The following is a 13614-nucleotide window of genomic DNA, read 5'->3' as shown; positions in this document are numbered from 1 at the left end:
CCTTGGATTCAGGCGTAGAGGCCGGCGATTTTTTCGGCGGTGGCGATCACGGTGAGGTTGGTGGCAACCGACGGCACATCCGGGAAGATCGAGGCGTCGACCACCCGCAGACCTTGCACCCCGATCACTCGGGCTTCGAGGTCGACCACGGCCATGGCATCGCCCGGCCGGCCCATCGGTGCGGTCGAGGTCGGGTGGTGATAGGTGTCGAGCGTGGCTTTGACGCTCGCCAGCAAGGCGTCGTCGGAATCATTGCCCTGCCCCGGATTCAGTTCGGAATGGATCAAGCCCTTGAGTGGCGCCGTCGCCCCGATCCGCCGCGCCAGACGAATACCGTCCAGCAGACGCTGGCGATCCATGGGTTCGGCGAGGAAATTCAGATCGATGTTCGGCGCCACCGACGGATCGCGGCTGGCCAGCGTGACCTTGCCCCGGGACAACGGCCGGGTCAGCGCCACCGCGAGCACGAAGCCGACCTGGGTCGGGCTCTGGTCATGGGGGAACAGGTGGGTCGCGGTGATGTGAATGTCCAGATCACCCTGCTCGGCGCTGCGGCTGTGGGTCCAGAGCTTGGCGCCGATGGCCGGTGACTGGCGACTGATCAGGTCGGGTTTGGCGGCGTAGGCGTTGTAGTAAAACGGGTGATCCGCCAGGTTTTGCCCGACCGGCAGCTCGGCGACCTGGGCAATGTCCAGCGCGCGCAGATCGTCGCCGGGGCCGATGCCGGAGCGCAGCAGGATCGCCGCGCTGCCATAACTGCCGGCCGAAAGAATCACTTCACTGGCGCGTAGTTGCTCGCCATTCGCCAGTTGCACACCCACTGCACGTTTGCCGTCGAACAGCACCTTGTCCACCAGGCTGTCGGCTCGAATCTGCAAATTGTCGCGAGCCCGCACCTCGTCCGTGAGGTAAGCCATGCCGGTGTTCACTCGCACGCCGTCGACGATGTTCATCGGGTACGGGCCGACGCCGTTGGCATTCGCGCCGTCGAAGTCGTCGATCATCCGGTAACCGTTGGCGACCGTGGCGTAGATAAAGGCTTTCTGCATCGGCGTGACGTCGGAGCTGCCGAGTTGACGCACCGGCAACGGTCCGTCGTGACCATGCAGTGCGCTGGCGCCGCCGCTGTGGTTTTCCAGTTTCTTGAACGAGGGCAGCAATTCTTCGTAGCTCCAGCCCGGCAGATTCCAGCGCTGGAAGTCCGTGGCACGGGCGCGGATCGCTACCGCGCCGTTGATGGCCGAACTGCCGCCCAGCACTTTGCCGCGCAACGCGCCGATCGGGTGTTCGACGTAGCCTGGCCGGGAGGTGTAACCCCACTCGAACTGGCGATTGCCATTGGCACCGACCACGTCGCTGCTGGCGACGATTTCGGGGTACTTGCCCGGGGCAAAACTCTGGCCCGCCTCTAGCAACAGCACCTGGCGCCGGACGTTTTCACTCAAGCGACGGGCCAGCACCGCGCCGGCTGAACCGCCGCCCACCACGATCACATCGAGCGGGGCACGCCGCGCAGAATCTACAAGGGTATCGTTCATCGGTTTCTTCCCTGTCAGGCGTCAAAGCGCGCCTGTTGAGGAAGAGCTTATTGAAGGGTTCGAGGGCTCATAAGCCGGGGAAAAACGAATCGCGGTTTCGCTTTTCCCGAACGGCTCAACCGGCCGAATGGGCTGCGAGCAATTGCTCCCACACCGGCGGACTGCCGATCTGTTCGCAGAGAAAATCGGTCAGCGCCTGCAACTTGGGCGAGGCCCGCTGGGAGCGCCGGTACACCGCCGAAATATTCCCGCCCCGGGGCGCGTAAGGCGCCAGCACCTCCTGCAGTTCGCCGTCCACGATAGCTTGCGCCGCCAGAAACGTCGGCAGGATCGCCAGCCCCATGCCGGCCTTCGCCGCTTCCATCAGCTGATGGCCGTTGTTGGTGCGCATCCGGCAGCGCACGCGAAACGATTCCAGCCCATTGTTCACCGGTAGCGTCCACATGCCGTGGGGTTCACGGTTCACGTAGAGCATGGCGAAATGTTCGGAGAGCTCCTGCGGGGTTTGCGGCGTGCCATGGGCGGCCAGATAGTCGGGACTGGCGCAGATGATGTGGCGGTTGGCGGTGATGGTTTTCGCCACCAGCGAGGAGTCCGGTAACTCGCCGATGCGGATCGCCGCGTCGTAGCGTTCTTCGTGCAGGTTGACGTGGCGGTCGTCGAATTCGATGTCCAGGCGCAACTCGGGATAGCGCACCGCGAAGGACGACAGGATCGGCGTCAGGTAACGAATGCTGAACGCCATCGGCGCCGCCAGTCGCAGGCTGCCGCGCAGGCTTGATTGAAAGGCCAGCACCGCGTCTTCGGCCTCCTCGACCTCCGACAGAATCCGTACGCAATAACGATAAAACACCTCCCCGGCCTCGGTCAGCCGGGCTTGCCGCCCACGTTCGAGGACGATGCTGCCGAGACGTTTTTCCAGTTGCGCAATCCGCTGGCTGACCATGGATTTGGCGGTACCCAATTGCCGGGCCGCCTCGGTGATACTGCCGGTGTCGACCACCATGACGAACGATTGCATCTCGCAAAGCTTATTCAAGTTCTACATCCAGTGCATGCCAGGCGCACGACCACCGTCGGCCGTGCGCCTGTGATTGTTTTTATTCTGAGAGAGGAGATTTCTTGAGGGTGTCCGACAACTTCTCCGCCATCATGATGACGGTCGGGTTGAGGTTGATCAGGGGAATCTCGGGGAAAATCGACGCATCAATCACGCGCAACCCTTGTACGCCATACACCCTGCCCTGTTCATCCACCACGGCGACAGGATCGGTCGGCAAACCCATCGGCGCGGTCGAGCACGGGTGCTGCAATGTGCCTACGCCTTTGGCCAGTGCCGCACGGATCTGTTCGTCGCTGTCATCCACCGACGGGCCGGGGTAAAGCTCTTCCACGATGAGGCTTTTGAGCGGCTCGGTATTGGCCAGTTTGCGTGCCAGGCGGAAGCACTCGACCATCCGGTTCATGTCGTCTTCGGTTGTCAGATGATTCAGTTCGATGACCGGCGCATCGGCCGGGTCGCGGCTGTTCAGGCGAATGCGCCCGGTGGACGTGCAGTGCATCAGTTCAAGACCCAGCGAGAACGCGACACCGGTGCGACTGATCGCCGGGTCGAGCAGGTGCGAGGGCGAAATACCGATGTCCAGCTCCTTGTCAGAACCGGCAAAGGACGAGTGAGTCCAGAGTTGCGCGCCCACCACCGGATGTTCCTGGCCTTTCAGGGTTTCCAGACCGCTGAAATTCATCCAGTAGAACGCGTGATCGAGCAGTCGCGTGCCGACCGGTGCGTCCCTGACCAACGGGATATCCAGCGCTTGCAGGTCCGCTTTCGGACCGATGCCCGAGCGCAGCAGAATCGCGGCCGAGCCATAGGCACCTGCGCTGAGGATGACCTCTTTGCCCCGCAGCTTTCGGCCATCCGCCAGGCGTACCGACTGCACCTTGCCCTGCTCGACAAGCACTTTGTCGACGAGGCTGCGATCCAGAATGGTCAGATTGGGCCGTGCCCGAATTTCGTGGGTCAGATAGGCCATCGCGGTATTCACCCGCACGCCATTGACCACGTTCATCGGGTTGGGGCCGGCGCCGTTGTTGGCCTCAGGGTTGTTGAAGTCATCGACCTTGTGGGCGCCACAGGCCCAGGCCGCTTCGAGCATCGCCCGCTGCACGGGCGTGATGAATTCCAGCGACATCTGGTGAATCGGCAAGGGGCCGTTGCGGCCGTGCCATTGCTCTTCGCCGTGGGGTGCGCTCTCCATTTTCCGGTAGTACGGCAGGACGTCTTCGAAGCGCCAACCCTGCAAGCCTTTGGCGGTGAACCGCTCGAAGTCGAAAGGCAGCGCACGACAAGCCACCGCGCCATTGATTGCGGAGCTGCCGCCCAGCACTTTGCCCCGTGGCGCATAGACCGCCTGGGGTTGCCCGACCGGACGGGCAAAGTAGCCCCACTCATAACGGGCATCGCCATTGGCAGCGATGATGTTGGCGTTGTAACTCTCTTCAGGGTATTCGTCCGGGTCGAACGCCCGCCCCGCCTCGACCAGCAGCACATCGAACTGCGCTTCTTCGGACAGTCTTGCCGCCAGCACGGCGCCGGCAGAACCGCCGCCCAGAATCACAAAGTCGAACACCTTGTCATGGACCGTCATGTCACTTCCTTATTGTTTGTCGCGTGAGGTAAAGGCCTGCCGCAACGGGCAGCCGCGCCCACAGACTCGGCGAGAGACGCCCGCTCCACCAGTCCCGAAAAACGGGCCGCTGCTTCCCACACAATGGACAATCGGGCTTGTATAGTTGGCGTCCCTTTTCCAGCGAATCCCGCCCCGTGCTAGACCTCAATGACCTGCAGTATTTCGTGATGGTGGTGGACCACGGTGGCTTTGCGCCGACGGCGCGGGCGCTGGGCATTCCCAAATCCAACCTGAGCCGGCGCATTGCCTTGCTTGAAGAGCGCCTGGGCGTGCGCCTGATCATCCGCAACACCCGGCACTTCTCGGTGACGGAGCTGGGCCAGACCTACTACGACCATTGCCGGGCGATGCTGAAACAGGCCGAGGCCGCCGAAGCCGCGATTGCCATGACCCGCGCCGAACCGGGCGGCGTGTTGCGCGTGACCTGTCCGACGACGCTGCTGGAGGAATGCGTCGGCGGGATCATTACGCGGTTCATGGCCATGCACCCGCGTGTCGAGGTGCATCTGGAGGCCAGCGACCGACAGGTCGACGTGGTGGCCGAAGGCGTCGACCTGGCGTTGCGGGTGCGACCGCCACCCTTGCAGGATTCCGAGCTGGTCAGCCGGGTGTTGTCGCAGCGACCGCAATGTCTGGTCGCCAGCCCGGCACTCTTGAGCCGGCTGGGCAAACCCCGCGAGCCGGAAGACCTGTCGCGGTTCCCCAGCGCTCACCACGGCAGCCCGCAGCAGGTTTATAGCTGGACGCTGTTCCATCAGGACGGTTCCGAGTTCACCCTGCAGCATCGCCCGCAATTGATCACCAAAGGCCTGCCGATGCTGCGCTGCGCGGCCATCGACAGCGTGGGTGTTGCGCAGATGCCGATGTCGCTGGTGCATGACTTCATCGAACGCGGGCAACTGGCGGTGGTGCTGCCCGACTGGGCGCCGCGCACGGAGATGATCTACGCGGTGTTCGCCAGCCGTCAGGGCATGCTGCCGTCGCTTCGAATGCTGATCGACTTCATGGCCGAGCAGTTCGAATTGCTGGACGATCCGCTGCGCGGAATGCGTGCAAAGGCCTGAGACCATTGCTCACGGTTCGTGTTTAACCGCTTCACCAAAGCGCTATTGATGCCATTTGTGCGATCAATATTCTGTCGTCATGTTGTTTTTGCCCCGGACAGAAAAGAGCGCAAGCCATGCCCAGCCCGAGAACGCTGTACCAGAAGCACATCGACAGTCACACCGTCTGCACCCTCGACAATCAGGGCCACGTGCTGCTTTACATCGACCGCCAGGTCGCCAACGAATACACCAGCCCGCAAGCCTTCAGCGGTCTGCGCGATGCCGGGCGCAAGGTGTGGCGGCCCGCAGCGACGCTGGCGGTGGTCGATCACGTGAACCCCACCGCACCGAAACGCATCGCGACCATGCCCGATGCCGGGGGCGCGCGTCAGGTGTCGTACTTCGAAGAAAACTGCCGCGACTTCGGCATCGAGCTGTTCGATGTACTGGACAAACGCCAGGGCATCGAACATGTCGTTGCGCCAGAACAGGGTTTCATTTTGCCGGGCATGGTGGTCGCGGCCGGTGACAGCCACACCACCACTTACGGTGCATTGGGCGCCTTCGGTTTCGGCATCGGCACTTCGGAAATCGAGCACCTGCTGGCAACCCAGACGCTGGTCTACAAGCGCCTGAAAACCTTGCGGGTGACGGTCAACGGCGAGTTGGGCGCAGGGGTCACCTCCAAGGACATCATCATGGCGCTGATCGAAAGGATCGGCGCTTCCGGCGCCACCGGTTACGCCATCGAATTCACCGGCCCGGCCATCAGCGCCCTCAGCGTCGAGGCGCGCATGACCATCTGCAACATGGCCGTCGAAGCCGGCGCCCGGGGTGCGTTCATGGCGCCGGACGACAAGGTGTTCGCTTACCTGCAACTCAAGCCGCGTGCGCCCAAGGGCAAGATCTGGGAACAAGCCGTCGAGCGCTGGAAAACCCTGCACAGCGACGAGGGCGCGGTGTTCGATCGTGAAGTCATCCTCGACGTCGCCGCGCTGGAGCCGATGGTGACCTGGGGCACCAGCCCCGATCAGGCTGCGCCGATCAAAGGGCACGTGCCGGACCCGGCCGCCCAGCCCGATCCGATCCTGCGTCAGGGCCTGCAGCGCGCCCTCGACTACATGGGCCTGACACCCGGCATGCCGCTGAACGAAGTGACGATCAGCCATGCCTTCATCGGTTCCTGCACCAATGCGCGGATCGAAGACTTGCGTGACGTCGCCCGCGTGGTGCGCGGCAAGCGTGTGGCGACCCACGTGCGGGCGATGATCGTTCCCGGCTCGACGCTGGTGCGCAATCAGGCCGAGGAAGAAGGCCTGGCGCAGATCTTTCTCGACGCCGGTTTCGAGTGGCGGCAATCGGGTTGCTCGATGTGCCTGGCGATGAACGACGACGTGCTCGCGCCGGGTGATCGCTGTGCGTCGAGCACCAATCGCAACTTCGAAGGCCGTCAGGGCGCCGGTGCGCGCACCCACCTGATGAGCCCGGCGATGGTCGCGGCGGCGGCTATCACCGGCCATTTGACTGACGTGCGCACCGTCGCGCTGGAGGCTTGAACCATGCAACCTTTCGACACCGTCAGCGGCAGTGCCGCGCCGTTTCTCGCGTCCAACATCGACACCGACGTGATCATGCCCAAGCAGTTTCTCAAGGGCATCGATCGTCAGGGGCTGGATCGCGGACTGTTCTTCGATCTGCGCTTTCTTGCTTCAGGCGAACCCAACCCGGAATTCGTGCTCAACCAACCGGCCTGGCAGGACGCGGCGTTTCTGGTGACCGGCCCCAACTTCGGCTGCGGTTCCAGCCGCGAACACGCGGTGTGGGGCTTGAAGCAAGTGGGGATCCGGGCCTTGATCGGCACCACGTTCGCCGGGATTTTCTACGACAACTGCCAGCGTAATGGTGTGTTGGCGATTCAGCTGGACGACGCGCAGTTCAAGCGTGTGGCCGAGGCAATCAGCGTCCCGGCGACCGCGCGGATCAGCGTAAACCTGGCGCAGCAGACCCTCGAGCTGGCGGACGGCACGCTGATCGGCTTCGAGATCGATCAGTTGCGCAAACAGTCGTTGCTGCTGGGACTGGACGCCATCGGCACCACGTTGCAACGCACCGAGCAGATCCGCGCCTTTGAAGCGCGGCATCTGGCGGACAGTCCCTGGCTGGGTTGATGGCAAAAAAACGGGCGGCTCATTGAACCGCCCGTTTTCATTCCACAGACAAATCGCGGAAGTACTCTTCCAGAAACTCCACGCACACCCGCAATTTCGCCGACTCGCTGAGCCGCGTCGGGTAGACCGCCCAGACGTTGGCGCTCTGGGTATAGCCGTCCAGCACCTGCACCAGCCTGCCCTGCTCGAGCATCGGTTTGACGTCCCACATCGAGCGCAACAGGATTCCGCCGCCGCTCAAGGCCCACTCCAGCACGATCTCGCCGCTGTTGGAGGACAACGGGCCATTCACTCGCACCGTTTCTTCCTGTCCGTCCTTGCTCAGGGTCCAGATGCCGAACGCGTTGTTGCGCTCCTTGAGCACCAGACAATCGTGATCTTTCAGGTCTTCAAGGGATTGCGGCGTGCCCCGGCGCTCGAGGTATTCCGGCGTGGCGCACAGCACGCGCCGGTTGCTCACCAGTTTGCGCGCCAGGTGCTGACCCGGCAGGTCATCGCCGACGAGGATTTCCAGATCGAAACCCTCGCCTACCAGATCGACCACCCGGTCGAACACGTCCAGCCGGATGTCGAGTTTCGGGCAAGCCCGGGACAACTGGCTGATGGCCGGCGCCACATGATTGCGGCCGAAACCGAAGCTGCTGCAAATGTGCAGCGACCCCGCCGGCTGGTGCCGGGCCTGGGAAATCTCGCCGAGAAACTGATCGAAATCCCCGAGCAGCTTCTCCGCCCAGATCCGCACCCGCTCGCCATCGTCGGTCAGCGCGATGCGCCGGGTGGTGCGGTGCAGCAGCTTGGTCGCCAGCGTGGTTTCCAGCACCGCGATGCGTTTGCTGACGTAGGCCGGCGAATAGCCCAACTCGTCGGCGGCGCTGGCAAAGCTGTTCTTGCGGATGACGGTGAGGAACACCTTGAGGTCTTCGGGCAAGGGGAATGATTCACGACTCGTGTTCATAGGCCGATTCTTCCGTTTCCAATGTCGCAATCCGTGCAGATTAACAGCGGCCATGACCGTTCGGCGCTTTTTCTGGCAGCCCTGCACAAACGGGTCTAGGGTTGCGTGGCTGGCAAAATGATGGCCACTTGGCAAACGTCGCTCGACGAGCGCCATCAGCGGCACTGGAAGAAAAATCAGGGATGGTTTTTGTGCTTGCGCGGGTATTGCACTCTTGAAGAGTGAACGACCTATCCCTGTGTTTCGTTGCTTTCTATCAAGGACAGAAAGATGAACAACGTACAGGCGAGATTTCCCCGTTTGCCCCAGCGGCAACCCCCTTCATTGACGCCCGAGGCCAGGCCCGACGGTTTTGGCTGACGACGCTTGCGCGTGAGCCGGCGCTGCGGCGTCGCCCCTGCGCGAACCGATTTGCTGATTGATCAGATCCCGACGGATCAGGCTGTCACGTCGCCGAGAATCCCGGTTGCCGGAATTCTGGCCGATGTCGTACGCCTGCCTGTCAGGAAAAGCGCCCCTTCTGCGCAAGGGGTCGAGCGGCACACACCCACGAGGAAGGCCTCGATATGACCGGTTCAAACCACAACATCCCGCCCTACGGCGTCGCTATCCAGAGCGCGATCACCGGCGGCGATCTGCAGCAGATGAAGACTTTGTTGAAGCAGCGCGATTCAACGAAGCCGGAAGCGAAGGAGCTACAAACCGCGTACGAAAAACTGGCCAAAGAAGTTTCTCGACTGGAAAAACCCTAAGGCCATTTCCCACATTGCAATGGAGGCAATCAACATGTCAGCAACTCAGCAAAATGTCGGCTTGTTCCCGGTGAGCTACCGGATCGGTACGGGTCAGCCGGGGGCGCAGAGTCTTGCACTGAACCTGCTGGTGTCCACGCCACAGCAGCATGTCACCGGCAACGCCGCGGTGACTCAGGCAACCAATCCGCCGCTCGACATCGACTCGGACGTCTGGGGCGAATACACCTACATGACGGTAATGAAGCCCGGTGTCAGCAAGATCCTGATCACCGCCCAGGGCAACCATGGCGGCCCCGGCTCCAACTCCATCATCAACTTCAAGATCCATCTGGTGGTCGGCACCGACTGGCGCGAAGGCGTGGCCAACTACGAGTACTTCGACGGCCAGCGTTGGCACGAACTGAACAACGTGCCGGCGCATCTGGTGGAGGTGCCTTCGAATGTCCTTCAGCCGTTCAATCCCGGCCCGGTGATCGAGCAGCACAGACCGGTTGTGCCGCTGTATGCCGCGCCGATTCAGGGCGCCATCGCCAGCGGTGACCTGGCCCAGATGAAAAGCCTGTCCGCACAGGCCAGACAGCAGCTGGAGCAACTGCCGCTACTGCGCAAAGCAGTGGACGACGCCAACAAAGAAATCAGCCGCGTGCAAAGTCGCTGATCGGCAATCTGGAACCATAACTTTCACAAGGGAGCAGCATCATGTCGATCGGACTTTTTCACACCCGCCTCATCGCCAGCAATTCACTGCTGGGCGCACCGGTTCTGACCCTCGATATCGTGGTCGATACCGTCCGCAAAAAAGTCAGCGGAACCGCGAGCGTGTTTCAAAGCACCTGGCCACCGGTTAATTTCCATGCCCGGGTCTGGGGCGACTATTCCGAGGCCAGGCTGACGCCATCCACCGAGACCTACATCATTCTCACCCTCGGCGGTAATCCGAGCGGTCCGCTGAGCCAGATCGCCCAGACGTTCAGCCTCAAGGGCATTCTGAACGACTGGACCAGTGGTTTTGTCGATTACCGCTACAACGAAGGCGGCCAGTGGCAGGACGTGCGGCACGTTGCCGTGCATCAGGCGCCGAGTGTTGAGCCTCTACCGCCCGAGCATCATGTCCATCCGCTGTATGCGGTGGCCGTGCAAACGGCTCAGGCCAGCGGTGATCTGGCGCAGTTGAAAGTCGCCGTGCAGCAGGGCGAACAACAGCTGGCCCACGAGGACGCCTTGCGCAGTGCCCTTGCGCAGTTGAATGCGGAAATCGCGCGACTGGAAGCGCGCTAAGCGGTACGGCCCGGGCGCGGTCATGGGTGACCGCGCCCGGTCTTCCAGCCAATCGAGGTCAGTCCACTTGTGCCGCGCACAGGCCCGTGCGCAAGGATCTCCCATGACAGACAACCGCCCTGCCCGCTACCTCAGCGACACCGATCTCAAACGCTACGTGCCGGTGCACGTGGTCTGGGAAATCACCCTCGCCTGCGACCTCAAGTGTCTGCATTGCGGCTCCCGCGCGGGGCATCGGCGTCCCGATGAACTCAACACCCGCGAATGCCTCGACGTGATCGATTCCCTCGCCGCTCTCGGCACCCGCGAGATCACCCTGATCGGCGGCGAAGCCTATTTGCGCAAGGACTGGACGCAACTGATCCGCGCCATCCACGACCACGGCATGTACTGCGCGATCCAGACCGGCGGGCGCAATCTGACCCCGGCGAAGATGCAGGCAGCGGTCGATGCCGGGCTCAACGGGGTCGGCATTTCCCTGGACGGACTCGCGCCGCTGCACGACAAAGTGCGCAACGTGCCCGGTTCGTTCGACAAGGCCGTCGACACCCTGCGCCGGGCCAAGGCGTCGGGGCTGGCGGTGAGCGTCAACACCCAGATCGGCGCGGCCACGTTGCCGGACCTGCCGGAACTGATGGACACCATCATCGAGCTCGGCGCCACCCATTGGCAGATCCAGATCACGGTGGCCATGGGCAACGCTGTCGATCATCCGGAACTGCTGCTCCAGCCGTATAAGCTGCTGGAAGTGATGCCGCTGCTCGCCCGGTTGTACCGCGAGGGGCTGGATCGCGGGTTGCTGATGAACGTCGGCAACAACATCGGCTATTACGGCCCTTACGAACATCTGTGGCGCGGCTTCGGTGACGAGCGCGTGCACTGGAGCGGCTGCGCGGCCGGCCAGACCGTACTGGCGCTGGAAGCAGACGGCACGGTGAAAGGTTGCCCGTCACTGGCGACCGTCGGTTTTTCCGGCGGCAACGTGCGCAACATGAGCCTGCACGACATCTGGCATTACAGCGAAGGCATGCACTTCGGTCGCTTGCGCTCGGTCGATGACCTGTGGGGCTACTGTCGAAGCTGCTACTACAATGACGTCTGCCGGGGCGGTTGCACCTGGACGTCGCATTCGCTGCTGGGCAAACCCGGCAACAATCCCTACTGCCATTACCGAACACTGGAATTGCAAAAACAGGGTTTGCGCGAGCGCATCGTCAAAGTCGAAGACGCCGCCCAGCGCTCGTTTGCGGTCGGACGCTTTGACCTGATCACCGAACGCATCGACACCGGTGAAAAAGTCAGCAGCGTCAGCGACAGCGGGCAAGTGATCAAACTGGCCTGGATCAATCAGGGCCAGTCCTCCCCCGAGGAAGGACGCCTGCCGACGCAACTGGCCCTGTGCCGCGACTGCCTGCAATACATCCAGCCGCACGAATCGATCTGCCCGCACTGCCACGCCGATGTCGCCGCCGCCGAGGCCCGGCACCTGACCGACCGGGCCCGGCAGCAGGCGATCATGAAGACGCTGACCGGTTTGCTGGCGGGAGTGCCGGATTCGATGAGCTGAAAGGTGGTGGCAGCCGTTCGCCCGCTCGCCGCGAAAAATCTCGAACTCGCTCAGTGGCGCTGCATCCAACGTTTAAGCCAACGGAGGTCAGCGCCATGAACAACGACAGCAAAGCCCCACCCACTGATACGTCCGGCAAACCGGTCAATGTGGTGAAACGCGATCTTGAGGACCCGGACGACGACACCCGCGGCGTGGATGAGGTCATCACGCCCTCGTCGACCCGCACCAAGGAGCAGGACGCTGAGGAGTTGCAACGCAAGGTCGACGAAATCGAACGCAAGGTTGCAGACGGCAACTGATCGGTTTGTCGAGGCAGGTCTTTGCCAGGTTTTCGGGCTACAGCGGTCGCGCCGGTTTTCATGGCGATCGCTGAAAAGCCCGAAAAACCTGACCGGCGATGCCGTCCGGGAAATAAGTAGCTGTTTTCCCTGAAATTTATTGGCTTCAGGGGTTCACAGAACGCAAGAGCGCTGGTAAAGTGCCGCCCACTGTTGCAGAGGTCCTCCCGGGACTGAAACCAATAGCTACAGGGGCGTCGCCAAGCGGTAAGGCAGCAGGTTTTGATCCTGCCATGCGTTGGTTCGAATCCAGCCGCCCCTGCCATTTTTTTCCTCGTTTCACCCTCCTCCGCTTCACCTCTGCCTCAACGGCAAATCATTTCTTTGTATTCAACGTAATCGCCGAACGCACCAGCGCTTTCAGAGCCTTGGCATCGATCTTGTCGTCTTCGTGAATATCAATCGCCCGTCGGGTGTTGCCTTCAAGGCTGGCATTGAACAGTCCTGACGGATCCTCCAGCGTCGCGCCTTTGGCAAAAGTCATTTTCACCACGGCCTTGTAAGTTTCCCCGGTGCAGATGATGCCGTTGTGTGACCAGACCGGAACACCCCGCCATTTCCATTCCTCGACGACTTCCGGATCCGCCTCATGAATGATCGCGCGGATCTCGGCCAGTTTCTGGCCGCGCCAGTCGTTCAGCTCCTTGATTCTTGCGTCGATCAGCGCCGAGGGATTCTCGGTTGCCGTGCCGCTGCTGTCCTTCTTCATTTCCTTGATCTCCCGAAAAACCTTGTCCGCTAACCAGCGTAGCGCCGACTGCGCCAAACGCCGGGCAAAAAAAAGCCCCGCAAGGTGCGGGGCAAAGGAATTGGTTGGTTGCGGCCAACCAAAGGAGCATCGTCAAAAGCGTTAACCGTCAGGCGTTACAGGCACTCCTGGGCAGCCCGTTCAAAACTCGACGGCATGAAACTCGACGCCAGCAAGTGGCGCTCATATAAAAAGACCTTGCCGCCGTCCTGTGCCTTGTAGGCTTCCAGGACGTTGTCCGCCGACACTTTGCTCGGCACCACGATCCGGTAGCTGCGCTGGGTCTGCGACACGGTCGGGTTCAGCGCACTGCCCTGCAGTTTCGGCACCACACATTCGGCGTACTGAGCGGGCGTCTTGTGCGTCTGCAGGGTCAGCGTCGGGTCGTTCGGCGCAGAGGCGCAAGCGGTCAGCAGTAAAGTGGCAGAAGCCATGGCAGGGATAAAAAAGGCACGCATGGATAAAATCCTGAAAATAAAAGGTTCGGTTCTTCGGCAACGTTCAGTGTCACAGGCACTGCCGTTGCCG

The 13614-nt window shown here is 62.1% G+C and carries 14 protein-coding genes and 1 tRNA gene; 9 read left to right on the top strand and 6 right to left on the bottom strand.

Annotated elements, in window-relative coordinates; genetic code table 11:
- Positions 1 to 8 precede the first annotated feature (8 nt).
- From AC1Q9F_RS00710 to AC1Q9F_RS00700, 3 genes are all read right to left on the bottom strand, one after another.
- The gene (locus tag AC1Q9F_RS00710; RefSeq protein ID WP_492619327.1) at positions 9 to 1538 is read right to left on the bottom strand and encodes a GMC family oxidoreductase; all 1530 of its coding nucleotides are present in this window, start codon (positions 1536 to 1538) and stop codon (positions 9 to 11) included.
- A gap of 115 nt (positions 1539 to 1653) precedes the next feature.
- Entirely contained in the window at positions 1654 to 2577 is a 924-nt protein-coding gene (locus AC1Q9F_RS00705; protein ID WP_207985946.1) for a LysR family transcriptional regulator, read from the bottom strand.
- Positions 2578 to 2638: 61 nt separating this feature from the next.
- On the bottom strand, positions 2639 to 4186 hold the full coding sequence (locus tag AC1Q9F_RS00700) for a GMC family oxidoreductase (RefSeq protein ID WP_492619328.1): 1548 nt from the start codon (positions 4184 to 4186) through the stop codon (positions 2639 to 2641).
- A 176-nt stretch (positions 4187 to 4362) separates the two neighbouring features.
- Between AC1Q9F_RS00700 and AC1Q9F_RS00695 the strand changes: the two genes are divergently transcribed.
- From AC1Q9F_RS00695 to leuD, 3 genes are all read left to right on the top strand, one after another.
- Entirely contained in the window at positions 4363 to 5292 is a 930-nt protein-coding gene (locus AC1Q9F_RS00695; RefSeq protein WP_492619329.1) for a LysR substrate-binding domain-containing protein, read from the top strand.
- Between the two features lie 116 nt (positions 5293 to 5408).
- Positions 5409 to 6830 carry a 3-isopropylmalate dehydratase large subunit gene (gene leuC, locus AC1Q9F_RS00690; RefSeq protein ID WP_492619330.1) on the top strand — a complete coding sequence of 474 codons (1422 nt, stop codon included), beginning with the start codon at positions 5409 to 5411 and terminating at the stop codon, positions 6828 to 6830.
- Between the two features lie 3 nt (positions 6831 to 6833).
- Positions 6834 to 7442, top strand: a complete 609-nt coding sequence (gene leuD / locus AC1Q9F_RS00685) for a 3-isopropylmalate dehydratase small subunit (RefSeq protein ID WP_492619331.1) — start codon at positions 6834 to 6836, stop codon at positions 7440 to 7442.
- A 37-nt stretch (positions 7443 to 7479) separates the two neighbouring features.
- Here the strand turns inward: leuD and AC1Q9F_RS00680 are convergent, their stop codons facing one another.
- Positions 7480 to 8397 carry a LysR substrate-binding domain-containing protein gene (locus AC1Q9F_RS00680; protein WP_492619332.1) on the bottom strand — a complete coding sequence of 306 codons (918 nt, stop codon included), beginning with the start codon at positions 8395 to 8397 and terminating at the stop codon, positions 7480 to 7482.
- Positions 8398 to 8963: 566 nt separating this feature from the next.
- Between AC1Q9F_RS00680 and AC1Q9F_RS00675 the strand changes: the two genes are divergently transcribed.
- The 6 genes from AC1Q9F_RS00675 to AC1Q9F_RS00650 all read left to right on the top strand — a co-directional run bounded on the left by AC1Q9F_RS00675 (position 8964) and on the right by AC1Q9F_RS00650 (position 12603).
- Complete coding sequence (locus AC1Q9F_RS00675) at positions 8964 to 9149, top strand: DUF1843 domain-containing protein (protein WP_041475227.1); 186 nt, start codon at positions 8964 to 8966, stop codon at positions 9147 to 9149.
- Positions 9150 to 9183: 34 nt separating this feature from the next.
- Positions 9184 to 9810 (top strand): DUF1842 domain-containing protein, encoded by a 627-nt coding sequence (locus AC1Q9F_RS00670; RefSeq protein WP_492619333.1) that lies wholly within the window; start codon positions 9184 to 9186, stop codon positions 9808 to 9810.
- Between the two features lie 41 nt (positions 9811 to 9851).
- Positions 9852 to 10430 carry a DUF1842 domain-containing protein gene (locus tag AC1Q9F_RS00665; protein ID WP_492619334.1) on the top strand — a complete coding sequence of 193 codons (579 nt, stop codon included), beginning with the start codon at positions 9852 to 9854 and terminating at the stop codon, positions 10428 to 10430.
- A 103-nt stretch (positions 10431 to 10533) separates the two neighbouring features.
- Positions 10534 to 11997, top strand: coding sequence for a GDL motif peptide-associated radical SAM/SPASM maturase (locus tag AC1Q9F_RS00660; RefSeq protein WP_492619335.1), 1464 nt, complete (start codon positions 10534 to 10536; stop codon positions 11995 to 11997).
- A 95-nt stretch (positions 11998 to 12092) separates the two neighbouring features.
- Positions 12093 to 12299 carry a hypothetical protein gene (locus tag AC1Q9F_RS00655; protein ID WP_007955480.1) on the top strand — a complete coding sequence of 69 codons (207 nt, stop codon included), beginning with the start codon at positions 12093 to 12095 and terminating at the stop codon, positions 12297 to 12299.
- Positions 12300 to 12528: 229 nt separating this feature from the next.
- Positions 12529 to 12603, top strand: a tRNA-Gln gene (locus AC1Q9F_RS00650).
- 51 nt (positions 12604 to 12654) lie between these two features.
- Here AC1Q9F_RS00650 and AC1Q9F_RS00645 read toward each other — a convergent pair.
- Positions 12655 to 13047: a DUF1801 domain-containing protein gene (locus AC1Q9F_RS00645; RefSeq protein WP_492619336.1), complete on the bottom strand. Its 393-nt coding sequence runs from the start codon at positions 13045 to 13047 to the stop codon at positions 12655 to 12657.
- Positions 13048 to 13202: 155 nt separating this feature from the next.
- On the bottom strand, positions 13203 to 13544 hold the full coding sequence (locus AC1Q9F_RS00640; RefSeq protein WP_492619337.1) for a hypothetical protein: 342 nt from the start codon (positions 13542 to 13544) through the stop codon (positions 13203 to 13205).
- Between the last annotated feature and the right edge of the window lie 70 nt (positions 13545 to 13614).

Source organism: Pseudomonas sp. GW823-FHT04A03 (assembly GCF_058796615.1).
Note: the sequence above shows the minus strand (reverse complement) of the source record. Positions and strands in the feature narration are given on the sequence as shown.